Origin of the sequence: Neobacillus niacini (assembly GCF_036961885.1) — a bacterium.
Classification (GTDB): domain Bacteria; phylum Bacillota; class Bacilli; order Bacillales; family Cytobacillaceae; genus Neobacillus; species Neobacillus niacini_H.
This window is the reverse complement of sequence record NZ_JBALNQ010000025.1, coordinates 12,791-37,911: the sequence shown is the minus strand read 5'-3', so window position 1 is coordinate 37,911 and position 25,121 is coordinate 12,791. Positions and strand designations below refer to the sequence as shown.

Annotated in this window: 30 protein-coding genes and 1 riboswitch; of the genes, 19 read left to right on the top strand and 11 right to left on the bottom strand. The window is 37.5% G+C overall.

From position 1 onward, the window contains the following. Positions 1–30 precede the first annotated feature (30 nt). Positions 31–255: a spore germination protein gene (locus tag V7124_RS11910; protein WP_335489234.1), complete on the bottom strand. Its 225-nt coding sequence runs from the start codon at positions 253–255 to the stop codon at positions 31–33. A 278-nt stretch (positions 256–533) separates the two neighbouring features. Then, positions 534–620: riboswitch (cyclic di-GMP riboswitch) on the top strand. A 156-nt stretch (positions 621–776) separates the two neighbouring features. On the opposite strand from V7124_RS11910, the gene V7124_RS11905 reads away from it, so the two are divergent. The 4 genes from V7124_RS11905 to V7124_RS11890 all read left to right on the top strand — a co-directional run bounded on the left by V7124_RS11905 (position 777) and on the right by V7124_RS11890 (position 3,040). Further along, entirely contained in the window at positions 777–1,928 is a 1,152-nt protein-coding gene (locus V7124_RS11905; protein ID WP_335489231.1) for a CpaF family protein, read from the top strand. Between the two features lie 97 nt (positions 1,929–2,025). Next, positions 2,026–2,385 carry a YisL family protein gene (locus V7124_RS11900; protein ID WP_335489229.1) on the top strand — a complete coding sequence of 120 codons (360 nt, stop codon included), beginning with the start codon at positions 2,026–2,028 and terminating at the stop codon, positions 2,383–2,385. A 107-nt stretch (positions 2,386–2,492) separates the two neighbouring features. Then, positions 2,493–2,765 (top strand): ubiquitin-like small modifier protein 1, encoded by a 273-nt coding sequence (locus V7124_RS11895; protein ID WP_335489226.1) that lies wholly within the window; start codon positions 2,493–2,495, stop codon positions 2,763–2,765. A gap of 2 nt (positions 2,766–2,767) precedes the next feature. After that, complete coding sequence (locus V7124_RS11890; RefSeq protein ID WP_335411022.1) at positions 2,768–3,040, top strand: hypothetical protein; 273 nt, start codon at positions 2,768–2,770, stop codon at positions 3,038–3,040. A gap of 48 nt (positions 3,041–3,088) precedes the next feature. Here the strand turns inward: V7124_RS11890 and V7124_RS11885 are convergent, their stop codons facing one another. Next, positions 3,089–4,921 (bottom strand): aldehyde ferredoxin oxidoreductase family protein, encoded by a 1,833-nt coding sequence (locus V7124_RS11885; RefSeq protein WP_335489223.1) that lies wholly within the window; start codon positions 4,919–4,921, stop codon positions 3,089–3,091. Positions 4,922–5,101: 180 nt separating this feature from the next. Here V7124_RS11885 and V7124_RS11880 point away from each other — a divergent pair, with 180 nt between their 5' ends. Together V7124_RS11880 and V7124_RS11875 are read left to right on the top strand one after the other, a co-directional pair. Continuing rightward, on the top strand, positions 5,102–6,130 hold the full coding sequence (locus V7124_RS11880; protein WP_335489220.1) for a ThiF family adenylyltransferase: 1,029 nt from the start codon (positions 5,102–5,104) through the stop codon (positions 6,128–6,130). Positions 6,131–6,134: 4 nt separating this feature from the next. Continuing rightward, complete coding sequence (locus V7124_RS11875) at positions 6,135–6,314, top strand: hypothetical protein (protein WP_335489217.1); 180 nt, start codon at positions 6,135–6,137, stop codon at positions 6,312–6,314. A 49-nt stretch (positions 6,315–6,363) separates the two neighbouring features. Here the strand turns inward: V7124_RS11875 and V7124_RS11870 are convergent, their stop codons facing one another. After that, on the bottom strand, positions 6,364–6,927 hold the full coding sequence (locus V7124_RS11870; RefSeq protein ID WP_335419231.1) for a DUF2777 domain-containing protein: 564 nt from the start codon (positions 6,925–6,927) through the stop codon (positions 6,364–6,366). 165 nt (positions 6,928–7,092) lie between these two features. Between V7124_RS11870 and asnB the strand changes: the two genes are divergently transcribed. Both asnB and V7124_RS11860 read left to right on the top strand, forming a co-directional pair. Then, positions 7,093–8,943 (top strand): asparagine synthase (glutamine-hydrolyzing), encoded by a 1,851-nt coding sequence (gene asnB / locus V7124_RS11865; RefSeq protein WP_335489214.1) that lies wholly within the window; start codon positions 7,093–7,095, stop codon positions 8,941–8,943. A 61-nt stretch (positions 8,944–9,004) separates the two neighbouring features. Further along, a complete protein-coding gene (locus tag V7124_RS11860) occupies positions 9,005–10,483 on the top strand; it encodes an alpha-amylase family glycosyl hydrolase (protein WP_335489211.1) in 1,479 nt (492 codons plus the stop codon). 45 nt (positions 10,484–10,528) lie between these two features. Here V7124_RS11860 and V7124_RS11855 read toward each other — a convergent pair whose 3' ends face one another. Continuing rightward, positions 10,529–11,401, bottom strand: a complete 873-nt coding sequence (locus V7124_RS11855; protein WP_335489207.1) for an SDR family oxidoreductase — start codon at positions 11,399–11,401, stop codon at positions 10,529–10,531. Between the two features lie 65 nt (positions 11,402–11,466). Here V7124_RS11855 and V7124_RS11850 point away from each other — a divergent pair, with 65 nt between their 5' ends. Continuing rightward, positions 11,467–11,673 carry a hypothetical protein gene (locus tag V7124_RS11850; protein ID WP_335489204.1) on the top strand — a complete coding sequence of 69 codons (207 nt, stop codon included), beginning with the start codon at positions 11,467–11,469 and terminating at the stop codon, positions 11,671–11,673. Positions 11,674–11,752: 79 nt separating this feature from the next. Here V7124_RS11850 and V7124_RS11845 read toward each other — a convergent pair whose 3' ends face one another. Further along, on the bottom strand, positions 11,753–12,244 hold the full coding sequence (locus tag V7124_RS11845; protein WP_335489202.1) for a YajQ family cyclic di-GMP-binding protein: 492 nt from the start codon (positions 12,242–12,244) through the stop codon (positions 11,753–11,755). Positions 12,245–12,384: 140 nt separating this feature from the next. Here V7124_RS11845 and V7124_RS11840 point away from each other — a divergent pair, with 140 nt between their 5' ends. Then, positions 12,385–13,248 (top strand): CvfB family protein, encoded by an 864-nt coding sequence (locus tag V7124_RS11840; RefSeq protein WP_335489199.1) that lies wholly within the window; start codon positions 12,385–12,387, stop codon positions 13,246–13,248. Between the two features lie 69 nt (positions 13,249–13,317). Further along, the gene (locus V7124_RS11835; RefSeq protein WP_081825501.1) at positions 13,318–13,449 is read left to right on the top strand and encodes a DUF3941 domain-containing protein; all 132 of its coding nucleotides are present in this window, start codon (positions 13,318–13,320) and stop codon (positions 13,447–13,449) included. Between the two features lie 40 nt (positions 13,450–13,489). Here V7124_RS11835 and V7124_RS11830 read toward each other — a convergent pair whose 3' ends face one another. After that, entirely contained in the window at positions 13,490–14,350 is an 861-nt protein-coding gene (locus V7124_RS11830; protein ID WP_335489196.1) for a DegV family protein, read from the bottom strand. A gap of 114 nt (positions 14,351–14,464) precedes the next feature. Between V7124_RS11830 and V7124_RS11825 the strand changes: the two genes are divergently transcribed. Continuing rightward, positions 14,465–15,307, top strand: a complete 843-nt coding sequence (locus V7124_RS11825; protein ID WP_335419258.1) for a YitT family protein — start codon at positions 14,465–14,467, stop codon at positions 15,305–15,307. A 57-nt stretch (positions 15,308–15,364) separates the two neighbouring features. Here V7124_RS11825 and V7124_RS11820 read toward each other — a convergent pair whose 3' ends face one another. From V7124_RS11820 to V7124_RS11810, 3 genes are all read right to left on the bottom strand, one after another. Further along, positions 15,365–15,547, bottom strand: coding sequence for a DUF3813 domain-containing protein (locus V7124_RS11820; RefSeq protein WP_335419261.1), 183 nt, complete (start codon positions 15,545–15,547; stop codon positions 15,365–15,367). A 2-nt stretch (positions 15,548–15,549) separates the two neighbouring features. Beyond that, the gene (locus V7124_RS11815) at positions 15,550–15,702 is read right to left on the bottom strand and encodes a hypothetical protein (protein WP_335419263.1); all 153 of its coding nucleotides are present in this window, start codon (positions 15,700–15,702) and stop codon (positions 15,550–15,552) included. Positions 15,703–15,814: 112 nt separating this feature from the next. After that, positions 15,815–16,627: a Cof-type HAD-IIB family hydrolase gene (locus V7124_RS11810; protein ID WP_335489194.1), complete on the bottom strand. Its 813-nt coding sequence runs from the start codon at positions 16,625–16,627 to the stop codon at positions 15,815–15,817. A 214-nt stretch (positions 16,628–16,841) separates the two neighbouring features. Between V7124_RS11810 and V7124_RS11805 the strand changes: the two genes are divergently transcribed. From V7124_RS11805 to V7124_RS11795, 3 genes are all read left to right on the top strand, one after another. Next, entirely contained in the window at positions 16,842–17,615 is a 774-nt protein-coding gene (locus tag V7124_RS11805) for a prolyl oligopeptidase family serine peptidase (RefSeq protein ID WP_335419270.1), read from the top strand. 207 nt (positions 17,616–17,822) lie between these two features. Further along, the gene (locus V7124_RS11800; protein WP_335419273.1) at positions 17,823–18,131 is read left to right on the top strand and encodes a metal-sulfur cluster assembly factor; all 309 of its coding nucleotides are present in this window, start codon (positions 17,823–17,825) and stop codon (positions 18,129–18,131) included. Positions 18,132–18,304: 173 nt separating this feature from the next. Further along, the gene (locus V7124_RS11795) at positions 18,305–19,429 is read left to right on the top strand and encodes a TIGR04053 family radical SAM/SPASM domain-containing protein (RefSeq protein ID WP_335489191.1); all 1,125 of its coding nucleotides are present in this window, start codon (positions 18,305–18,307) and stop codon (positions 19,427–19,429) included. Between the two features lie 43 nt (positions 19,430–19,472). Here V7124_RS11795 and V7124_RS11790 read toward each other — a convergent pair whose 3' ends face one another. Beyond that, positions 19,473–20,171: a Crp/Fnr family transcriptional regulator gene (locus V7124_RS11790; protein ID WP_335417728.1), complete on the bottom strand. Its 699-nt coding sequence runs from the start codon at positions 20,169–20,171 to the stop codon at positions 19,473–19,475. 227 nt (positions 20,172–20,398) lie between these two features. On the opposite strand from V7124_RS11790, the gene moaA reads away from it, so the two are divergent. Further along, positions 20,399–21,415 carry a GTP 3',8-cyclase MoaA gene (moaA, locus tag V7124_RS11785; RefSeq protein ID WP_335489188.1) on the top strand — a complete coding sequence of 339 codons (1,017 nt, stop codon included), beginning with the start codon at positions 20,399–20,401 and terminating at the stop codon, positions 21,413–21,415. Positions 21,416–21,489: 74 nt separating this feature from the next. Here moaA and ric read toward each other — a convergent pair whose 3' ends face one another. Then, entirely contained in the window at positions 21,490–22,188 is a 699-nt protein-coding gene (ric, locus tag V7124_RS11780) for an iron-sulfur cluster repair di-iron protein (RefSeq protein ID WP_420490527.1), read from the bottom strand. A 224-nt stretch (positions 22,189–22,412) separates the two neighbouring features. Here ric and V7124_RS11775 point away from each other — a divergent pair, with 224 nt between their 5' ends. The 3 genes from V7124_RS11775 to V7124_RS11765 all read left to right on the top strand — a co-directional run bounded on the left by V7124_RS11775 (position 22,413) and on the right by V7124_RS11765 (position 25,065). Continuing rightward, positions 22,413–23,678, top strand: a complete 1,266-nt coding sequence (locus tag V7124_RS11775) for a molybdopterin molybdotransferase MoeA (protein WP_335489185.1) — start codon at positions 22,413–22,415, stop codon at positions 23,676–23,678. Next, complete coding sequence (gene mobB / locus V7124_RS11770; RefSeq protein ID WP_335489182.1) at positions 23,666–24,217, top strand: molybdopterin-guanine dinucleotide biosynthesis protein B; 552 nt, start codon at positions 23,666–23,668, stop codon at positions 24,215–24,217. Before V7124_RS11775 ends, mobB begins: the two co-directional genes overlap by 13 nt. 122 nt (positions 24,218–24,339) lie before the next feature. Beyond that, a complete protein-coding gene (locus V7124_RS11765; protein WP_335417739.1) occupies positions 24,340–25,065 on the top strand; it encodes a YwiC-like family protein in 726 nt (241 codons plus the stop codon). The last annotated feature ends 56 nt before the right edge of the window (positions 25,066–25,121 follow it).

Here is a 25,121-nt window from a genome sequence, read left to right as displayed (position 1 = left end):
TATAAAAATTCATTAAAAACCAACCTTTCCTTAAGCATTAAGGAAGATTCCTTGATCTACACCATCTGCATCATATGTGTTCGTATTACTTAAATTATTATTATGAACATTTAAACTTTCACCCGTATTAAAGGAACCAGCTCCGGAGAAAGTTCTTGCGGATGAAAAAGGCATGATTTTATAGACATCTCCGATATGGAAAACCGAACTGGTGCCAAGTGAAACGACTTGGGCAACTCCTACAATCGCTGGCATTAACAACACCCTTTACCTTTATTCTCCTACTATCGTATGTATGGGCGGGTGTTATGTGATTCATTCGCCCAATAAATTTGATTTTCTAAATGGTACAGATTTTTTCTTGGAGATTTGACTATCTTCGAGTGAAAAAATATTTTTTAGGAGAGTTTATAAAAATAGTTCGAATTTACTAGTATTTTTAACATAAAATGATACATTAGTAGGATATTAGATAAAGAAAAAACGACGTATTGTGTGATTAAGAGATCAGTTGGAAAATTTAAAACACTGATTCTCGATAAAGGCAAAGCTGATGAAAATCAGTGACGCAAAGCTAAAGGGGCTAAGGTGCTTTTGCACTAAGCCAGCCAGTTACCGAAAGAATAGGGTGTTTTTCATATGTATAACTATGTGATCATGGCTTGACTATGTGAGATAGTTATCAATGTTTGTACCCCCCTATCGGTAAAGGCGGGGTTATTTTTATTGCACGGAGGTGAAAGGAAATAGAGAAAATCATTCCGACTCTGGATAGTATGGCGGTAGAAATAATAAAAGAGGATGAGAACTTTCACGGTAAGATTGACCGAAAAAAGGTTGTAGATGGGCTAGTAAACGATTTAACTAGCTTTGGTCCGATTAAACCTCTGCTTTTGGATGAAGATGTTTCAGAAATTATGGTTAATGGTCCAAACCAAGTTTACTGTGAACGAAAGGGTAAATTGATACTAACATCCATTCAATTTCGTGATGATGAACATGTCATGAATGTGATTGAGAAAATCGTTGCAACCTTTGGAAGAATAATAGATGAAAGCTCACCAATAGTGGATGCCAGGCTACCAGATGGTTCACGTGTGAATGCAATTATCCCGCCTTTGGCATTGAACGGATCAACAATCACGATAAGGAAGTTTTCGAAGTACCCCCTCGGAATTCAGGATTTAATAAATTTTGGTACTGTGACAGAAGAAATGGGGATTTTCCTTGATGCCTGTGTGAAAGCACGGTTAAATATGTTCGTCTCTGGCGGAACAGGTTCCGGTAAGACAACAACGCTTAATGTCCTCTCCAATTTCATACCGGAAGATGAAAGAATTATCACGATTGAAGATGCTGCCGAAATTCACTTGGCACAGGAGCATGTGATTTCATTTGAATCACGCCCGCTAAATATTGAAGGAAAAGGTTCAATTTCCATCCGTGACAATGTCAGAAACTCTCTCCGGATGCAGCCAGACCGAGTGATTATTGGTGAGGTACGCGGCGGAGAAGCCCTAGAAATGCTTCAGGCCATGAACACAGGATATGATGGTTCCTTAGCCACTGGCCACTCGAACAGTCCATGGGATATGATTTCACGTCTGGAAACAATGGTTCTATTAGCAGGGGTAGATCTGCCTATAAAAGCGATAAGGGAACAAATTGCCGGAGCCCTGGATGTAATTATTCAGCAATCGCGTTTAAAGGATGGTTCTCGAAAAATAACTAATATAACAGAAGTGCAAGGTATGAAAGGCGATATGATTGTGCTTCAAGATATCTTTACCTTTAAACAAGAGGGGGAAAGCTCAGAAGGGAAAATCATTGGCCGGCTTGTTCCAACAGGAGTTCGCCCAAAATTTTATGAGAAACTTAAGACAACAGGTATCCATATTCCTGCCACTGTGTTTATTAAAAATAGTTGAATTACTTTATTACTATTTACAGCTTATATTTAGAACTTTTAAGATACATATGGTATGATAGTGTTCGAAAAGCAATGATACATGGGAGGAAAATTACATGATTCACGGTCACGTTACTGCTTGGGTTTTAGCCCTAATTTTATTTATTGTCTCCATATTCTTACTTAAAGCTGGAAAAGAAAAGGGCGCAAAAATCGTCCAAATGATATTACGTGTGCTCTATCTGCTCATTATTGCAACAGGTGTTGGACTTCTTTTCATGTTGTCCAATATTGATTTGTTGTATATTTTAAAAGCAGTTGTTGGGTTATGGATAATTGGTTTATTTGAAATGATCCTGAGCAAGGTTGCACAAAATAGAAAAACTTCTATTTTATGGATCCAGTTCGTCATCGCATTTTTGCTTGTTTTATATTTAGGTTTCGATAAATTGCCAATGTCAATTTTTAACGTATAAGATTGGTAAGAGCTGCCGAGAATCTCGGTGGCTCTTTTTGTTCAAAAATTGATGACAAGTAGTGCAAATAGTTTTACTATTTAAATAAGGGGAGAGGAGGGAATATTATGCTAGTGAGGGTGTTTGCTAATCTCCGGCAAATTTGTGGCGGAGTAGGGGTTGAGGTTATTCCGGAAGGACAACGGGTTATCGATGTGCTTGATAAAATGGTAGAAATGTTCCCTGATTTAAAGGATGAACTATTTACTGCTGAAAAAAAGCTGTTGCCGTTTGTTCATGTTTTTATAAACGGAAGAAATATCATTCATTTGGATGGACTTGAGACTTTTGTGAAAGAAACCGATCAATTTGCGCTTTTTCCTCCCGTTGCAGGTGGTTAACCATGTCAATGCAGGAATTGGAGTTTCGTGGAATAAATCGGAAGCATCTTGGAATGTATTTTGAAGAGTTAGGCGGAAAACAAATTACCAAAAACTTTCCCTACGTCTATAAAACGGAAAATTGGTGTGGTGAAATAATAAGTGAAGCGGAACTTTCGATAACCTCTACATTTAAGGTGAATTCTGTACAAATTCGATTTAAAGCAGTAAATGAGAATACGCTGAACAAACTCATCAAGGATTATCGTGTCAAAACAAGAAGAATTGGTGGATAGCTTGTGAATGGAAAAGAGGGTCCTGCACAATAGATGCAGGACCTTCTTCTATTTAACTAACTGATTTTCTGGGTCGATAATTTCTAGCTCGCGAAGTTTTTCTGCGGTAACTTTTCCATTTTGCCAGCCGCGAACGGTATAGTACTCATTAAGCATGATGTCCATTCTGCTTACTTCGCCAGCACTATTACCGGATGCTGGCTCTTCAGTAAAGCGTTTTGGAAGATAGTCATCTTCCTCTTTGTCGAATCCGGCCAAGTTGTTGTAATAACGCTCAAGATTATATATCCTTTCCCCAGCCTTCATCACATCATCTGCAGTCATTGGAATGCCAGTCATACCGCTGTATTGCTCAGCATAATGCTCTGCGTTCTCAGAGAAAGATGAAAACTTACAGATATTCATAGAATCAGAGAATGCTAACATATCTTGGAATACTTTTAGTAGTTCTCCTTTTCCTTCTGGTTTTAGACGATCGGTTGGCTCTGGGATACCAGCAATTTCACTTGCTACCGTATAGCCGCGTAAATGGCAGGCTCCACGGTTACTAGTTGCATAACCGAGACCAATACCTTGAATACCACGTGGATCATAGGCTGGAATGGACTGACCCTTTACAGACATGGAAAGCTCAGGTGCACCCCAGAGGGCAGTTACTTTTGCCGGGCCTTCTGCAAGGAGTCCCCCAAAACCTTCACGGTAGGCAATTTTTTTGGTTAAATCGATCATTGAATCGGCATCACCCCAAATGAGCTCTTCCGTAATTATTCCTTTTTCATATGCTTCCATTGTAACGGAGAAGCAATGGCCTAGCTCAATTGTATCTAAACCGTACTCATTACAGCGGTCAATTAGATAGGCAATTGCTTTCGAATCACTTAATAAGCAGTTAGATCCTAGTGACCAAGAGGATTCAAATTCAAAGCTTTCTACTCTAGTTTTATACTTTCCGTCTTTCACTTCAACTTCGATTTTACAACCTACTGGACAAGCATGGCAGGTATTATTCTTTACCAGCAAATGTTCGTTTACATACTCACCACTGTGTTTTTCTGCCTCATCCCAATGTGTGAACTGGGAATTCTTAGTGGGAAGAGCTCCAACTTCATTGATAATGTTTGTTAAAACATTCGTTCCGTAAACAGAAAGGCCGCCTTTATTTGGTGCCGTTAAGCCACCGTCAAGAATTGCCTTTACTGCTTTTTTGTTCGCTTCTTTATACTCAGCTTCTAACTTAGGCTGCGGCATGTTTCCTTTTTGCGGTGCTTTAATTACAACCGCTTTCAATTTTTTATAACCTGCAACTGCGGCAGTTCCACCACGTCCAGCTGCACGATCATGCTCGTTAATAAAGGATGCGAACTTAACGGTATTTTCACCTGCCTGACCAATCGTCATAACACTCAGATCTTGTTCTCCATGTGTTGCTTGCAGCGTTTTAACTGTTTCTCTTGTTCCTTTACCCCAAAGTTCTGAGGCATCCCGGAGTTCTGCCTTCCCATCTTCAATATAAAGATATACGGGCTTGTCACTTTTTCCTGCAAAGATGATATTGTCGATACCTGCCCATTTTAAACGTGCTGCAGTCCAACCACCCATATGGGAATCTGTAACGGTCCCTGTGAGTGGAGATTTAGTTACCACACAAAGACGTCCGCTCATAGAAGAACGAGAACCCGTAACAGGGCCAGTCATGATACAAAGAATGTTTTCAGGTGATAATGGCTCGACTTCGGGACCGTTATCAAGTACATATTTCACCCCGAGTCCTCTGCCGCCAATGTACTTTTTTGCATCCTCTTCGTTAATTGCTCTGTAGTTAACTGTTCCTGCTGTTAAATCTACTACTACTTCTTTGTTTAAAAAACCACCTAGATTCAAAGTTTTTCCCTCTCTTTCATTATTATAATTACTAATCTCCTAATTTATAATAAAATATATAAATTAGGAGATTTCTCACAAAAGTAATCAATAAACCCAATTACTATTATACAATTATTTATGGATTTTTAATATTATAATTTTTCTGAATTCAAATTAACTGCAGAAATGGGGATTTAGATGAGCGATTTAAGGCGATATTCAAGACAAATTCTTTTTACAGGAATAGGTAAAGAGGGACAGGCGAAATTGCTGAAAAGCAAGGTCGCTATAGTTGGTGTGGGAGCATTGGGTACCGTCTGTGCCAATCATTTGGTCCGTTCTGGTGTTGGTGTCATCAGGCTAATCGATAGGGATGTAGTGGATCTATCGAATCTGCAACGGCAATCACTTTTTAGCGAAGAAGATGTGAAACTGAATCTTCCCAAGGCAGTTGCTGCGCAAAAGAGACTGAACAGTATTAATTCGACTGTAAAGGTTGAGGCGGTCATCGAAGATTTGAATCTCGATAATGCTGAAGATTTAATAGCAGGATTTGATGTAATTATCGATGGTACGGATAACTTTATGACCCGCTATTTAATCAACGATATAGCAGTTAAGTACGGAATTCCTTGGGTCCATGGAGCAGCCGTTAGTTCAAGAGGAATGTTCGCTGTCATTAAACCTGGGGTGACTCCTTGTTATCGCTGTTTATTTCCTGAAGTGCCGGCTGGAAGAGGCGAAACCTGTGATACGATTGGTGTTCTGTCACCCATTACAGATATCATTGGTTCCTTTCAAGCGATGGAAGTGATTAAAATAGTAGTCGGGACGGCAACAAATCCTAACCTTGAACAAATTGATATTTGGGATACATCTTTTTTTTCAATGGATATATCAGAAGGGAAAAATCCATCCTGTCCGACATGTGTAAACCATCAATTTGACTTTCTCGACCGATCATCAACCCTTCAAGAATCCTATAGTTCTCTATGTGGAAGAGACACGGTTCAAATATACTTTAGAGAAAAGCGTGAACGCGATTTAGTAAAGCTTGGTGCATTGCTAAAAAGGAATGGAAAAGTTACTGGAAACCAATTTTTACTACGCTTTTCACCAAATCAAGATACCTCCATTGTAATATTCAAAGATGGTCGAGTGTTGATACATGGTACAAATGATATTGTAAAAGCAAAATCCCTTTACTCAAAATATATTGGCAACTAAAATAATGGCTGTGTTAAAGGGAAATGTTGTTTTAATAACCTTGTTGATTTGTGCGGAAGGCACGAGACTCCTGCAGGAGGACGGGGCAGGGGGAGACCCCGCAGGCGCTTTAGCGCCGAGGAGGCTTCCCGGACCGCCTGCGGAAAGCGAAGTGCCTGGAGCACAAATCAACAGCCAAGTTTAACACAGCCAAAATAAAAAAGGTGAGTTACATAAAATCTCACCTTTTTTTGTTACGATATCATTTTTTCGATGACTAATCTTTTACCAGTATTTAACGTAAATTCAAAACGATCATTTACCTTTTCAAAATAACAAAAATGATGCTGAACATTACAAATTTGTTCTTGATTATCAAAAACAATAAAGTTTACCCCATCTCTTCGATTTTCATCAGATAAAAAAGATAGGTGATTGTAACAATAAATACAATCATAAATAGAAAAATCTAACGAGTTTAATGTCGTGACAAATTGAAAAAAGGCGTCATCATTCATTCCCTCTAAAAGTCTTTCCAATGAGTATATTAAATGCTTTCGGATTCTAACCTTGTCATGGTCGCGAAGCATAATAATCTCATTTCCACCTCGTATCTTTCCAGAATCGATTAAGATTCCTTTCCTCCAACGATTGACTCGAAATATCTCAATTTCTTGCTGAAGGAAATCATCGAGCATCGCAGCTTCTTCTGTTTCCTCATCAAAAAATACCCATTGATCACTTATTTGTTCAACTGCCCCTTCAGTGTAGGCCCTTAATTGATTATCCATTAGTTTCATTCTTTGCTGTCGATTCATATTTAACCTCCGTGCCTAATGCTTTCATTTTCCTTTGTAGACATCTTTGTGAGTTTTTATAACTTGTTTATCTTTAATTTGGACAATTTACCAAATAAATTGGGCTGAATAGAATGAAAACATGCAATGAAATCCAGTGTTGGTTGCTGGCGAGAGGAGAGTAATATGTGCGGAATATCAGGATGGGTTAATTTTACAAAAAATATTAGTAAAAAAACTGATACGATCGAAAAAATGACAAAAACTCTGGCTAAAAGAGGACCTGATGAAACCAACCTCTGGTGTCAAACACATGTTGGGTTTGGTCATAAGCGCCTAATTGTTGTTGACCCTGAGGGTGGAAGGCAGCCAATGACAAAACAAAAGGAAAGTAAAGCATACACTATTTGTTACAATGGTGAGCTTTATAATACCGAAGATATCCGCAAAATTCTCCTTACTAAAGGATATTCTTTCAAAGGTCATTCTGATACAGAAGTTCTGTTAACTGCCTATATAGAATGGGCGGAAGAGTGCGTAAACTATTTAAACGGTATATACGCGTTTGCCGTTTGGGACGACCAGCGAGAACAGTTGTTTATTGGACGGGACAGATTGGGAGTTAAACCATTGTTTTTTACTGAATTAAACAAAGGGATAGTTTTTGCTTCAGAAATAAAGGCGATTCTGGCAAATCCGGAAATGAAAACGGAGTTGGAATATGAGGGGCTTGCTGAAATTTTTGGATTGGGGCCTTCGAGAACACCAGGATCAGGTATATTTAAAGGGATTAAGGAACTAAGACCGGCACATGCGTTAACTTTTTCAAAAAATGGCTTAAAGGTCTGGCGCTACTGGAATGTTAAGAGTGATGTTCACAAAGATAATATAGAAGAAACCGCTGAAAAAGTACGCTATTTGGTAACAGATGCGGTAACAAGACAGCTTGTATCCGACGTTCCTCTTTCCACATTCCTATCAGGCGGACTAGATTCGAGCATTATTACTGCAATTGCAGCACAAGGATTTAAGGACCAAGGAAAAGGTCAGCTTCATACTTACTCAATCGATTATGAAGGAAACGATCAGTTTTTCAAAGCCAATGAATTTCAACCAAATGCGGATGAGAAATGGATTAACATTGTGACAAAAGCGTTTGATACGAAGCACCATTATAAACTGATATCTCAGCAACAGTTAGTGAAGGATTTAACAGAGGCAGTTTATGTTAGAGATTGTCCAGGCATGGCTGATATCGATTCTTCCCTTCTTTGGTTTTGTAAGGAAATTAAAAAGGATTTTGTTGTTAGTTTGTCAGGGGAATGTGCGGATGAGATTTTTGGGGGATATCCATGGTTTCACCGCCAGGAAGATTTAGAGAGACCAGGATTCCCTTGGATGCGTTCCATAGATGAAAGAAACAATTTATTAAGAGCTGATTGGCAGCGAACACTAAAATTAAAAGACTATGTTATGGAAAAATATAATCAAGCCATCCTAGAAACACCTAAATTGGATGGGGAAAGTTTAGAGGAATCAAAAAGACGTGAGCTTTTTTATATTAATATGACACATTTTATGACAACGTTACTTGATCGAAAAGATAGGATGAGTATGGGGGCAAGTTTGGAGGTTAGAGTTCCATTTGCCGACCATCGTCTTGTGGAATATGTTTGGAATATTCCATGGGATATCAAAATGGTTCATGGAAGAGAAAAGGGTATCTTAAGAAAAGCATTTGAAGGGATTCTTCCAGAGGAGGTACTTTATCGAAAGAAAAGTCCTTATCCAAAAACTCATAACCCTGAATATACTCTCGCTGTTCAAAAACAGATGAGGGAGATATTATCTGATAAGTCCTCTGTGCTGCTGGAATTATTCAATCGGGATTTATTAAATGAACTCATTGAATCTGGTGGTAATTCATTCAAAGAGCCTTGGTTTGGTCAGTTAATGTCAGGCCCGCAGCTCTTAGCCTACTTTGTACAACTGGATATTTGGTTTAAAGATTACAATATTAACATAGTAAATGGGTAGAGGTTTAAAGTTGGAATCACAACCTTATTAGATTAAAATGAGTGTATGGAAGGGGATTGAAATGAAAAAAACCTTGATTACACTCATTTTAATTTGTACGTTTGTTTTTTCAGCAGCACCAGCAACCATAGCGATAGAGAGAGAAAGTCGGGAATGGCAGGATGAAACGATTTATTCGATAATGGTTGATCGTTTTTTTGATGCCAATATAAAAAATGATATGGATGTTAATACGCAGGACCCGTTAGCCTATAATGGAGGAGATTTTCAGGGAGTCATGGACAAGCTTGATTACCTAAAGGATATGGGCTTTACAGCTATCCGACTAACATCCATATTTGATAATACAGATGGTGGATATCATGGTTATTGGGTAAATGATTTTTATAAAACTGAGGAGCATTTTGGATCACTCAAAACATTTAAGAAACTTGTTCAAGAAGCACACAATCGTGATATGAAGGTAATCATTGATTTTGTAACCAATAATGTTTCTATCGAACACCCATGGGTTAACGATGCATCGAAACAAGATTGGTTCAATGAGAAAAGTGAAAGTAGTAATTCGGATGCTTTACCTGATCTTAATCAGGACAACCCAGAGGTAAAAGCTTATTTACTGGATGCTGCTAAGTGGTGGATTAATGAAACCGATATTGATGGTTATAGCCTTCCGGAGGTAAATGATGTACCGGAGTCCTTTTGGAGTGAGTTTTCAAAAGAAGTAAAAAAGGAAAAGAAGAACTTTTTCTTGTTGGGGATTACTTCTAAAGACAGCAATGCTGACATTAATAAATATAAGAAAGTGGGCATTGACGGCCTAACTGACTATCAACATAGTGAAAATTTAAGAAATTTCTTTGCAACAACCAATCAATCTTTTGGTGTAATGAACGAAAATAAGGTGCAAAAACCTGAATTGCAGCCGCAATTTTTTGATAATGAACTTACCACTAGATTTACTAGTGATATTGTGAAGAATAAACATTTCCCAGGTGCACGTTGGAAGACAGCATTAACCTATATTTATTCAACTCCTGGGATCCCTGTGGTTTTTTATGGCAGTGAAATTGCTTTAAACGGGGGAGAAATTCCCGATAATCTCCAGCCAATGAATTTTCGTACAGAAAAGGAGCTAATTGATTATATTACAAAGCTTGGTGAATTGAGAAATCAGCTTCCATCGTTGACTAGAGGAAGTATGGAATTGCTTTACGAAAAGGATGGAATGGCAGTTTACAAACGAGTATATCAAAATGAAATAGCAATAATCGCCATTAATAATACAAGTGAATCTCAAAATGTAACCTTAAACAGGGAGCAAATTGAAGGTGGAAAAGAGCTGCGAGGATTGCTAAAAGGAGACCTTGTCCGGAGTAAGGATGATCAATATGATCTCATCATTGACCGGGATGAAGCGGAAATTTATGTTTTAGCTAACAAGAGTGGTATAAATCTGCCACTGATAGGGTCATTAATTTTAGTCTATATCCTGTTCACAATTTTTATCATAAAAGTAAGGAAAAGAAGTAGAATGTAAAAAAATGCGATACGGAAGTATCGCATTTTTTTTGTGGAGTTTCTCCTAGCCATTGACAATTTTTCCACCATTGACATGGATGATTTGTCCGCTTACATAGGAAGAATCATCAGAGGCAAGGTAGACATAGCTTGGGGCAAGTTCATACGGTTGGCCAGCTCTACCCAAAGGGGTATCCGTTCCAAAGCTTATAACTTGGTCCTCCGTAAATGTTGATGGGATTAGTGGTGTCCAAATAGGTCCAGGAGCAACACCATTTACTCTAATTCCTTGGGGTGCAAGTGATAACGCCAGCGAACGTGTAAAGCTGACAATCGCTCCTTTCGTTGCTGAGTAATCCAATAATTGTTCATGCCCAGCATAGGCAGTAATAGATGCAGTATTAATAATAACTGCACCCGTTTTCAAATAGGGGAGCACCATTTTAGCCATATAAAAATAGGAGAAAATATTGGTCCGAAACGTCTTCTCAAGCTGTGCAGAGGTTATATTTAATAGACTTTGCTGCGGGTGCTGCTCTGCTGCATTGTTTACTAAAATATCGATCTTTCCGAATTGATCGATTGTTTTATTAACAGTGTCCTTACAAAAATCTTCATTGCCAATGTCGCCGGAAAAGAGCAGGCATTTGCACCCTTCTGCTTCAACAAGTGCTTTTGTTTCTTCTGCATCCTGATGCTCATCTAAATAGACAATGGCAATATCTGCGCCTTCTTTGGCAAAATAAATCGCAACTGATTTACCAATACCGCTGTCACCGCCAGTTATAATGGCTGTTTTCCCTGCTAATTTTCCTCCACTTCTATAATTTGGGTCCACTGAATCAGGACGAGGATTCATTTCACTTTCAATCCCCGGCTGACGATTTTGATGCTGTGGCGGAAATGCCTTCTTTTGCTGCGGGTTGTTAGTCGTCATTCATTCATACCTCCAAGATTATTTACCTATTTAGTTTGAGGAGAATCAAAAAAAATATTAAAAAAATGGCTGTGTTAAAGGAAATTTTATTTAATAACTATGTTGATTTTTGCGGAAGGCGCGAGACTCCTGCAGGAGTACGGGACAGGGGAGACCCCGCAGGTGCTTTAGCGCCGAGGAGGCTTCCCGAACCGCCTGCGGAAAGCGAAGCGCCTCGTGACAGGCAGAGACCGCCTGTCCCTGCGAGGACTATTCCAGGAAGCATTCCTTAGTGGAGCACAAATCAACATCCTTGTTTAACACAGCCAAAATAAAAACAGTGAAAAGGAAATTTTCCTTTTCACTGTTTTTTTACCTATAATTAATAAATTGAACATCCACAGTAAGGTCTGCTTCACGTACTAACGAAATAATCTTTTGTAAATCATCACGGTTTTTACCACTAACGCGGATTTGGTCGTCTTGAATTTGGCTTTTCACCTTAACACCGCTATTCTTAATAATCATGTTAATTTTTTTAGCATTCTCTTTGTCGATACCTTGGACTAGTTTTGCCCTTTGCCGGACGGTCCCGCCAGAGGATTTTTCCATTTTCCCATAGTCGAGATTTTTAACAGGGACACCTCTTTTGATCAGTCGGCCAAGTAAAACGTCTTTAAGTTGGTCCATTTTGTATTCATCATCCGAAACGAGAACGAGATCTTCTTTATCCAGTGTTACTTCACTTTTACTACCCTTAAAATCATAACGTGTTTTTATTTCCTTCATCGTTGCAGTAATTGCATTTGTGACCTCAGTGAATTCTACTTTGGATACAATATCAAATGATTCATCTTTTGCCATTGTGTAAAACCTCCAGTTCATATTATTGGGGTATTTTAAATTGATTTTGCTAAAGTTTCCCTTTATGGCTATATTATAGTAAAATAAATCAGTTCAAACAACCTTGGAAAAACTCCAATGAAGAGAAAAGGGGAGTTACAATGTCTTTACAAGAACTTATTGGTCAAACTGTAACCTTAACCGTAGCACGAACAACAGACTTTGGATATTTTTTATCAGATGGAAATGAAGACGTATTGTTGCATATAAATGAGGCAGACCGAGAATACGAACTAGATGAAAAAGTTGATGTATTCCTTTATGTTGATTCAGAAGGAAGAACGTCCGCCTCTACAACCATTCCTGAAATTGCTATAGGTAAGTATGCATGGCTTAAGGTAGTCGATAGCAACCCGAATGTTGGGGTGTTTTTAGATATTGGTCTTAAAAAGGATTTATTGTTAGGAATTGATGATCTCCCTGTACATAAATCTGTCTGGCCAAAGGAAGGCGATTTGGTTTATGTTACCTTAAGGGTGAATAACAATTATCTTTTATATGCAAAACTTGCAACGGACCCTATCATAGAATCGATTTCTACAAAAGCAACCCGTGCGGATTTTAACAAAAATATTCAGGGCCATATTTATCGAACAGCAAAAGTTGGGAGCTGGATTTATACAATAGAAGGCTATAAAGGGTTTATTCATGAGTCACAAAGACAAAAAGAGCCTCGCTTAGGTCAAAAGGTAGAAGGGCGAATTATCGATGTAAAAGAAGACGGGACAGTCAATGTCTCGCTGCTAGCAAGGAAACAGGAGTCACAGGATTCAGACTCAGAGCGTATTCTTGAATATTTGAACAGTAGAAATGGAGCCATGCCTTTTAATGACAAAAGCATGCCAGAGGAAATACAAGAACGCTTTCAGTTAAGTAAAGGAGCGTTTAAACGCGCACTTGGGAAACTTATGAAAGAGGGCAGAGTGTATCAAGAAGGCAGCTGGACATACTTAAAAAATGATTAAAAACTATACATACTCCCTTTCCAAATGACGGACACTAGTGATTGAAGGAATTTTGAAAGGGGTATGGATATGCCGCATACATCTGATAATGATAAAAAGGCGAAAGATAATAATGCATTAAGACACGAAAAAAATATGATGCGAGAAAAAAACCGTCAAGCTGGTAAAAATCAATATTCGAAGAAAACAGATCATAAATAAAAATAAGCGGGAACTTACCCGCTTATTTTTTTAGATAAAATTATGATGGCAGTTTGTTTAAAAAGAATATCGCGATGGTCCCCGGTCCTGTGTGAGCACCAATTACTGAGCCTATTTCTGTAATGTAAACTTCTTTTGGATGTAATTCTTCCTCAAACATCGCTTTTACTTCTAAAGCTGTTTCATAGGCATCAGCGTGGCTTATGCCAACTACTTGGTCCTTAAAGTCGGCTCCGCGTTCTTTCATGAGATCAAGTATCCGACGAAAAACTTTCTTTTTCCCCCGGATTTTTTCTATCGGAACGAGTTTTCCGTCTTCAACATTTAGGATGGGTTTAATATTTAGCAATCCACCCAAAAAGGCTGAAGCTTTTGAAACACGTCCGCCTTTTGCTAAATAATCTAAGTCCTCTACCGTAAACAAATGCTCCATATGCTCACTTCTAAAAAGGACATCCTTTAAAACTTCTTCTTTTGAAATATTTTCTTCCGCAAGCCTCGCTGCTTCTCTAACAACTAAACCGTAACCCAGTGAAGCACACTTAGTATTCACGATTGTAAAATTAAAGTTTGGATATTTTTCCTTTACTTGGTCAAGAATCATAACAGACGTTTGATATGTACCAGACAATTCTGAAGAGAAGGCAATATAGATGCCATCTTCATTATTTTCAGCCATTCTTGTAAATACTTCCTCAAATAATAAAGGAGATACTTGGGAGGTTTTCGGTACATCGCCACTGCGAATCGCATCATAAACAGTTTTAGGGTCAATCGTTTTTACATCCTCATATTCTTGCCCTTGTACTTGGACTTTTAAGGGAAAGAATGTGACGTTATGTTCAGTATAAAATTCCTTTGGTAAATCACATGCGCTGTCAGCTAGTATTTTTACCGGCACCTGAGCTCACCTACTTTCTAGCAAATATAGTCAGATTAAGTTTATCGGTTTCGAGTGAAAAAAACAATTACTAAGCTGAATTACACGAAATAAAAGATGTAGGAGATGATGCTTTTGTTATGGCTCCAATCAAAAAAAATAGTAATCGTCATTGTCGGTGCATTTCTCAATGCATTAGCAATCAATTTATTTTTAGTTCCAGCAAATGTATATTCCAGCGGATTTACAGGAGTCGCGCAATTGTTATCGAAGGTATTAAGTGAACAAACCCCGCTTAATGTCTCGATGGGTTTTTTATTACTAGTATTAAATATTCCAGTAGCCATCCTAGGCTGGTTTAAAGTTGGTAAATCCTTTACTGTGTATAGCTTTATTAGTGTTGTATTATCATCTTTGTTTTTAGAATTAATCCCGATTACTCAGGTATCGGAGGATATTCTCCTTAATTCCGTTTTTGGTGGTGTTATTTTAGCTGTAGGTGTGGGTTTAACCTTAAAATGGGGAGCATCCACGGGTGGGCTGGACATCATTGCTATGGTTTTATCCAGGATGAAAGATAGACCTATTGGTAATTATATTTTTATTCTAAATTCCTTTATTATCATTACTGCAGGATTTCTCTATGGTTGGGAAAAAGCCCTCTACACCATTGTTTCCTTGTATGCCACAACACGAGTAATTGATGCCATCCATACAAGGCATGCTAAACTAACTGCAATGATTATTACTAAAAAAGCAGAGGAATTAAAAACGGCTATTCATTCGCGAATGGTTAGAGGTATTACCATGATTCCAGCAAAAGGCGCATTTTCAAATGAAGCAAGAGACATGCTGATGATCGTTATTACTCGGTATGAACTATTTGATTTAGAACGAATTATTAGGGAGGTTGATCCTAATGCATTTACCAATATCATTCAGACAACCGGGATTTATGGCTTTTTTAGAAAGGAATAAAGGAGCAAGGGGGAAAGAAAAGCTGGCACGTTTCAGTAACGTCCAGCTTTTCTTTTGTTATATTTGTTCAAGCTCATTTTGCATTTCTTGGAGCTGACTTTGTTCTGCGATAGTTGAATTAGCGAAAGCAGAACTTAAGGCATTCTTTGCTTTCGAAACCACAGAATCGCGATCAGCAGGGTCGGCAGTTTTCGCCATCTCAACAAATCTTCTTGCTTCTTGGAACAACTGGTTTCCCATAGTTATATTCCTCCAAGCGAGGAATCACGGACATTGGCCATTTTCTGAGCTTCCGCTTCAGCGTATGTCAAGTGGTAAGGAATACGTTCAGCATGTTTACTTACGGTATCCACTCCTTGCTGGACAAAGCGTTTTGATTTGTTTCGTTTACCCATTGCAATCCCTCCAATTTGGTGAGCTTGGTGTGAACCACGGGTAGTGCCTCACAAAAATAGTATGCTCCATTGTAAGTTTTTCATTTAGGTAAACACTGGTGAACCACTGCACTTATTTTAAGTTTAACAAATCTGACAAATATACCCCAATGCCGTCTTCTTCATTTGTTAGAGTTACTTCATTTGCGATATTTTTTACCTTATCAATCGCATTTCCCATCGCAATTCCACGACCAGCATATTCAAGCATTTCTAAATCATTGTCTTCATCGCCAAAAGCAATAATTCTTTCAGGTGGAATGTTGAAGTATTCTGAGGCTCTTTTTAAGCCGACAGCCTTGCTTAAGCCCGTTTTAATAATTTCAATTACATGCCATGGTGCTGCCCAGCTACGATGATCAATTACCTCTGCGTGAACGTCAGAAAGATGTTTGCGGATTTGCTTTAGTTCATCTTCCTCGGTATGAATTAACAAACTTGTTGGAGAATCTTTTAAGAAATCACGGAGGTCACCTGTAGTGACGTTTGGATTGCCCATACCGAAAATATCTAAAAGTTTTTCGTCATGATAGTGGAAATAAACTTCATCAATAACCTCTGCAATAATATTGTGGAATTTAAAGGTTCGGCATGCTTCCACAACATCTTTGGCTACTTTTATGTCGAGAGGATCATGGAAAAATCCCCAGCTTGAATCGAGCGGATGGTGCATAAAGGCACCATTAAAATTTACAATCGGTGTATCTAGCTGAAGCTCGCGATAATAGGGTTCACTGGAACGATAGGGTCTCCCCGTTGCAATCATTACCACGTGTCCATCTTCTCTTGCTTTACTTAAAATGTTTTTTGTTTTTGTTGAAATCGTTTTATCATCTTTTAATAAAGTTCCATCTAGGTCTAATGCTATTAAATGTTTTTCTGCCATATTGACTCCTCTTTAATTGTTTTTAATTTCATAAGTCTAAGCTTTAGATAATTAGCTAACGAAATGTTACACTACAAATATGAATTTTCTTTTTTGAAAATCTAATTTGTATATAAATACTATGTTAACAATTTTATACCTTACCTGTAAAAAAATTCACTTCAAATGAATTAGATTTCCGATATAATTATTCTACCCAGGAGGTTCTTACTAAGTGATTGTCGTAGAAAAAAGTTTGCTTAAAAATAAACCTCATCTACATATAGTAAATAAGAGTGAACAAGAAAGTAAACTTCCGTTTATTATTTTTAACCATGGATTTACCAGTGCAAAGGAACACAATCTTCATTACGCCTATTTATTAGCGGAAAAGGGATTTCGTGTCATATTGCCAGAGGCGATATATCATGGTGAACGCGGGCAAGGTTTAAATGAAAACAATCTATACGGTCATTTTTGGGAAATTGTCATTAAGACAATCCATGAATTAAACGATTATAAGGAATACTATGTAAATGAGGGCTTAGCAGAACAGGAGCAAATTGGACTTGCTGGAACTTCAATGGGCGGTATGGTGACCTTGGGGGCACTAACGAAATATAAGTGGATTAAAGCAGCCGTCAGCTTAATGGGAATGCCTGCTTATGAGGAATATTTACATTGGCAATTAGAACAAATGAAAAGCCTTGGTATAAGTCTTTCTTTCACAAATGAGCAAATTGAAGAGCAATTATCGTTCCTTCGTCAATATGATTTAAGTCTTCAACCAGAAAAATTGGAAAATCGGCCGTTATTATTTTGGCATGGAAAAAAGGATCCAATCGTACCCTATCACTTAACGTACCAATTTTATCAATCAATAAAGGAGAATTATAAGAAGGAACCTGCTAATATTCAATTTATAAGTGATGCACAAGCCGATCATAAAGTGAGCAGAGAAGGCCTAAAAGCCACAGTGGAATGGTTTGAGAAACATTTATTAAAATAAAGGTTGTGTTAAAGGATATTATTGAATTTAAAACCTGTTGATTTGAACGGAAGGCGCTCGACTCCTGCGGGAGGACGGGGCTGGTGAGACCCCGCAGGCGCTTTAGCGCCGAGGAGGCTCACCGGACCGCCCGCGGAAAGCGTAGCGCCTGGAGTTCAAATCAACAGTCAAGTTTAACACAGCCAAAATAAAAGGAGTGTTTATTAAATGAATGAAGAATTAAAAGAAAATATCATGGGTGCATTAGAATTGGTCATCGATCCTGAATTAGGTGTGGATATCGTAAATTTAGGTTTAGTATATGATGCCGAAATGGATGATGAAGGAAATGCAACCATCACTATGACATTAACTTCAATGGGCTGCCCATTAGCAGGAACGATTGTTGACCAAGTAAAAAGAGCTTTAGCAGATATACCTGAAGTAAAAGAAGTAGAGGTTAATATCGTATTTAACCCGCCTTGGAACAAGGAAATGATGTCTCGTTATGCAAAAATTGCATTAGGGATTAGATAAGATAGTTCAAAAACAGCAGAAACTTCTGCTGTTTTTTTGTCTGCTCTTCACAAATCGGACAAATAAATCGAACGTAATGTGAGGTAGTTCACTTATAGATAGTGGAATCCCCTTTATAATTACAGTTAATAAGGCTGTTTGAGTTGAAATAGCTGTATTAGGAGGCGTTTCCTATGGCTTTTGGCCGAGACTTTAATAAAGATCCATTCATCGTTATTTGGGAACTGACACGTGCATGTCAACTTGCTTGTTTACACTGTCGTGCAGAAGCTCAATTAAGAAGAGATCCACGAGAACTATCATTTGAAGAAGGTAAAAACCTAATTGATCAAATATATGAAATGAATAATCCGATGCTTGTCTTTACAGGAGGAGACCCCTTAATGAGACAAGATGTTTTCGATATAGCTAAATATGCTGTAGAAAAGGGTGTAAGGGTGTCAATGACTCCTAGTGCTACACCGAATGTAACAAAAGAAGCAATTGAAAAGGCGAAGGAAGTTGGTCTTTCCCGTTGGGCATTTAGTATTGATGGTCCAACTGCTGCGGTACACGATCATTTCCGTGGAACAGCAGGTTCTTTTGACCTTACGATGGAAAGAATTAAATATTTACATGAACTTGAAATACCCATTCAAATTAATACAGTAATTTCTAGATACAATATTGAATACCTTGATGAAATGGCAAAAATGGTTGAAGAACTGGGTTGCGTTTTATGGAGTGTGTTTTTCCTTGTCCCAACAGGGAGAGGCCAAGAATCAGATATGATCTCACCAGTAGAGCATGAGCGGGTTTTTAGATGGCTTTATGATTTAAGTAAACGAGTTTCATTTGATATTAAAACAACTGCTGCCCAGCATTATCGCCGCGTAGTTATTCAGCAAAAAATGCGCGAAGCAAAAGAAAAAACAGATGAAATAAATTATTTAAGTGCATTAACCGAACAAGGGCTAACAGGTTCGATTGATGGACTTGGACGAGCACCTAAAGGTGTTAATGATGGAAATGGCTTTGTCTTCATTTCACATATTGGTGATGTATATCCAAGTGGATTATTGCCAGTTAAAGCAGGAAATGTTCGTGAAACCCCTTTAGCAGAGATTTACAGAGAGTCACCAATTTTTAAATCATTAAGAAATCCTGATCTCTATAAAGGAAAATGTGGTGTCTGTGAATTCCGTCATGTCTGTGGCGGCTCAAGATCTAGAGCCTATGCGATGACTGGGGATTACCTAGAAAGTGAACCATTCTGTGTTTATATACCAAAAGCATTAAGAGAGAAACAAGTTCAGTAAAAACTAAAAAATGGAAGCAATCACTTTGATTGCTTCCATCATTTTATTCAATACTGCAATACACAGCTGAACAATTTTCGCAGCCGATTTCATCTTTTAAATATTGAAGATTTAAAATAGAGATTTTCCCTTTTTTGACGCTGATGATTTTATCTTTCTTCAATTCACTTAAGATCCGGTTTGTACTCTCTCGTGATGTCCCGCAAAAGTTGGCAAGTTCTTGGTTGGTTAATGGCAGGTCAATTAATATTTCATTGTCTTTATGAATACCATAGCTATTAGACATCCGAATTAAGGTGGAAAATAGCGCCCCACGTTTTCCATTTAGGACAAGGTCACGAAATTTTGTCTGGGTTTTACGGAAATGGTCACTCATCCATTTCATAAATTCAAAAGCAAGCTTACTATTTTGGAAGATTTCACTTTCGATTACATCTTTTTTAATGGCAACAATTTCACCTTCCTCTAAAACTTTCGCACTCAATAAATATCTTGGATTGTCGGTGAACAGCGTTAACTCTCCACAAATATCATTTTCTCCACATATCCTTAAGGAAAGTTCACGTCCATCAGAAGTAATTTTACTTATTTGAACTTTACCAGAAACAATGATATAGAGTTCTTCCGCAACCATTCCTTCTTGAAATAAATAGGTTCCTCGTTCACTAGTAATTTTCCGGTCGGCAAATCTAAGTAATTCTTTTATTTCAATTGAGTGGGTAGGTTTTATTTTAGTCATCATTATATTTTCACCTCAAAATTGGTCACTTATTTCAGACTCTTTTATTTTATTTTACCTTAGGTTTTGACTTTGGAATGGATTAAACAATGACAATATAGTGAAAACTCACTAAGGCATTAAAAAAACTCATAATAAATGTTATGATAGTGAATAAAGTAACAGTGTTTTTAAAGAATTGTTGGTACAATGAATATACAAATTGCTTTTAAATAATGGAGTTGATATAAATGGAGAGAACCATTATTAAAGATAAAATAAATCGTCCACTGCGGGATTTAAGAATTTCTGTGATTGACCGTTGTAACTTCCGCTGTCAATATTGCATGCCAGCAGATCAATTTGGTGATGATTTTGAATTTCTGCCTAGAAGTGCGCTGCTAACCTACGAGGAAATTGAACGTATTGCTATAGCCTTTGTTAATTTAGGGGTCGAAAAAATACGTTTAACAGGTGGTGAACCACTACTTCGCAAAGATCTTTCGATTTTGGTGGAAAGGCTTTCAAAAATTGAAGGTTTAAAAGATATCGCCTTGACGACAAATGGAGTTCTTCTCCCAAAACTTGCCGATAAATTGAAAGAAGCAGGTCTAAAAAGGGTCAACATAAGTCTTGATACTTTAGACGATGAGTTATTTGGTGAAATTAATGGTCGAGGTGTCAGCACTAAACCTGTTTTAGACGGAATTGAAGCAGCTAAAAAGGCTGGTCTCATGGTGAAAATCAATATGGTTGTTAAAAAAGGCCTTAATGAGTCAGAGATTATCCCAATGGCTGACTTTTGTTTGAAGAATGGCTTGGAGCTTCGCTTTATTGAATATATGGATGTAGGTTCTTCTAATGGTTGGAAGATGGATGATGTCATTACTAAAAAACAAATTTATGATCTTCTAAAAGAACACTATCAATTAGAGTCACTGGACCCAGCTTATTTTGGCGAAGTCGCAAAGTTATATAATTATCAAAACAGTAATGTTAATGTAGGCTTTATCTCCTCTGTTTCAGAGTCATTCTGCAGCAGCTGCACGCGTTCGCGACTTTCAGCAAATGGACAAATTTTCACTTGTCTATTTAATGGAAACGGTCATGATATTCGAAACTTCATAAGAAATGGTGCAACTGAAGAGGAATTAAGAAACAGAATCATCGGCATTTGGAATGGTCGCGATGACAGGTATTCAGATGAAAGAACAGAAGAAACTACAAAGAATCGTAAAAAAATTGAAATGTCCTATATTGGCGGCTAACCTCTCTTTTTTTTTAAGAGAGGTTTTTTTTGCTCAAAAAAAGAGACTGAAACTCAGCCTCTTATAATCCTTTATTAGAAATATCTTGGAAATAAGATATTATTTTCAAGATGAACATGCATAAATGTTAGTCCTTCAAGGTCTTCTAGTCGCTTGTAAACTAAACGATAGGTTCCACAAGCGTCAAGAGGAAGTGTATAGTCAGAAGTAACAGCACGGATTTGTCTTAGGATTTCTCCAGCATGGTCATGTTCCTTTTCAAGCTCAACAATCATGTTGATTGCTTCTTCTCGATTTTCTACTGTTCCATCGGCTAGTTGTTTGATTAAAGGAAATACAATTTCTTCTTCTTTTGTCATATGTTCAATTAATTCTTTTTTGAATTCATAAAAGAGTTCGTAAACCTTTAACAGTTCTGGATGGTTGTCACCATGAACACGAGAAACCTTTGTAACATAAGGGCTAAGCAATGATAATTCCTCTTCAGAAGTACGATGGTAATGGTTAATAACGTGATCAATAATGGTAGTTGATTCTGATTTAGTCCATACTTCTAAGTCTGTTTCAGTTGAACTATTTTTATCAAAAACAACTCTTAATTCTTCTAAAAGTGTTTCTTCATTAATTCCATTTTCAGCAATTGCCTTTGATAGAGGGATATTTCCCCCACAGCAAAAGTCAATTCTGAATTTCTTGAACACATCACTCGTTTTTGGCAGCTCATTTACAATATCTTTAACCAATGTATTTGTAGATAAAGGGAAAGTAATCATATTTTCCTCCTAATATTTTTGTTTATTTTGGTTTATTACTTAACTTAAGGATAAGGGATTTCATAAATTAAATGGGTGACCTGAATCACATATTTGATATGATTTATTAATTTTTGTTTTATGCATGTGACGTTTGCTATATGACAAACTTTTCGATACCCTTATAATAAGATAAGTTTCAACTATATAATTTAAACATTATAGTTACGGCAGGAGTGTTGGTATTGCTAGAGAGAAGAAAACCAATCCCGATTGGGGAAGCAGTAAATAAAGTAATGGAATTTCAGTTAACTGGAAAAACGGAATATGTTTCAATAGATGAGAGCTATGGACGCTTTTTATCAGAAGATCTAAAAGCAACAAGTGATGTACCCCATTTTGACAGAGCCCCATATGATGGTTTTGCTGTTAGATCTATAGATACAAAGGAAGCCTCGTTAAATAATGTGGTAGAGTTTAAGGTGGTCGACCATATAGGTGCTGGTTTGACTTCATCAAAGGTAATTAAACAATTCGAAGCAGTTCGAATTATGACCGGTGCAATGATGCCTGAAGGAACTGATGCAGTAGTCATGTTTGAAGTTGCAAAGGCATATGAAAAAAATGGAACCCCATTTATGTCGATAAAACGGAGCTTTAATAAGGGTGATAATGTTTCCTATCGTGGTGAAGATGCCAAAGAGGGTGAAATCTTAGTGAAAGAGGGCACCTTCATAAACCCTGGTATACAGGCGATGCTGGCGACATTTGGCTACCATCAAGTGCCAGTTGCGAAAAAGCCAATTGTCGGGTTATTTGCCACTGGAACAGAATTGTTGGAAGTAGAAGAAGAATTGGTACCAGGCAAAATTCGTAATAGCAATTCTCATATGATATCGGCTCAAATCCAAAGAACCGGGGCTATTGTGCATTATTTTGGTAAACTGCCTGATGTTTTTGATACTTGTTTTACTGCAGTAAAAAATGCATTGGATAAAGTAGATATACTGATTACGACGGGTGGAGTTTCTGTAGGCGATTTTGATTATCTCCCTGCGATATATGAAAAGCTGGGAGCTGATGTATTATTTAATAAAGTCGGAATGAGACCTGGCAGTGTAACGACTGTAGCGCAATTAAATGGAAAGTTGCTTTTTGGCTTATCAGGTAATCCATCAGCTTGCTATGTTGGGTTTGAGTTGTTTGCCAGACCAATCATCCGTAAAATGCTCTTTTCACCAACACCTCATCTGCGGAAAGAAAAGGCAGTCCTTGAGGTTGATTTTCCAAAGGCTAATCCATTCACAAGATTTGTTCGCAGTGCATTTTCAATAAATAATGGCAGGTTAATTGCAGCACCTAGTGGATTAGACAAGTCCAATATCATTATGAGTCTTTCAGGAGCAAATTCCTTAATGATCCTTCCAGGAGGAACTAGAAGCTTTAAAGCGGGAGATGAGGTAGATATCCTGTTGCTCGAAGACCAAGTTGGCAGTGAATGGCCTTGGTAAAGCCGATTATCTATCAAGTGGTAGGATACCAAAATTCCGGCAAAACCACTTTTTTATTGAAATTAATTCAATTACTAAAAAGTAATAATATAAAGACAGTAACAATCAAGCATCATGGTCACGGAGGCTACCCTGATGTAGCTGAACAAAAGGACTCCTACAAGCATATAGATGCAGGGGCAGCTGCTTCTTTAGTTGAGGGGGAAGGCAGGATTGTGCTGCAAGCGGAAGAGTCTGATTGGGGTCTTGAACATCAAATTAGTTTAATGAGTTTTTTTTTACCAGATGTTATCCTAATTGAGGGACATAAAAAGCAACCATACCCAAAATTACTTATTCTCAGAAGTGAAGCCGATTTTCTACTAATGGAACAATTAAATAATATAACTGCAGTCATTGTTTGGAATTATACTTTAGTGGAACAGGTTCGTGAAAATCTCAATGTTCCTGTATTTCATATTTCTGAAGAGAAAGCAGTAATTGAGATTTCTAACCACATAAAAAACCTTGTTTTTAATCGTGACGAAGCTAAAAAGTGACAGATTTGTTAGAAGGCGGCCTGCCTTCTTTTTAATTTGCACTATTTGTGATTTGTTTCACTTTTTTAATCTTTTAACTCCTATATAGTGAAGGAAAGCAGCGGTATAAAGGAGTGGAAAAAATGAAGTTATTTTTACCGAAACAACATGGTGCGTGGGCAATGACAATTATCCCATTCTGGCTAGGAGTAGTCGGTGGTGGTTTTTTGTGGCAGCATATTCCATTTTTTGTTGGTTGGATATTATTATACTTAGCCACATATCCGATGCTCCTGCTATTTAAAAAGAAAAAAGTTCAATTTTATAAAAAATGGACGATCATTTATATGATACCAGCGTTATTATTTTTACTATTTCCGCTTTTAGAGAGACCCTCGATCATAATATTCGGTTTATTAATGGTTCCCTTCTTTATCATAAATGCTTACTTTACGTCGCAAAATAAAGATCGTGCCTTGATCAATGATTTTAGTGCGATCTTCGCCTTTTCTATTGCAGGATTAGCCAGCAGCTATTTGGGGATTGGCCGGATTACATTTGAATCGATTGTTGTCTTCACTGTCTCTGTATTATTTTTTGTAGGATGTACTTTTTATGTCAAAACAATGATTAGAGAGAAAAAGAATCTTCACTATAAGTGGGTTTCATGGGGATATCATTTATTACTAGTCATCATTTCGCTGGCTTTTGGCTATTGGATTGTGGCACTCGCTTTTCTTCCAAGCTTCATAAGAGCTGTCATCTTCTATGGAAAACCAATATCGCCCATGAAAATTGGCATATACGAAATCATCAACTCAGCAATCTTCTTCACGCTTATGATCTTCCAAATAATATTGCTTAAATAAAGCATGATGAATTAAAGGAAAGTGTTGATTTTTAGAACCTGTTGATTGGAGCGAAA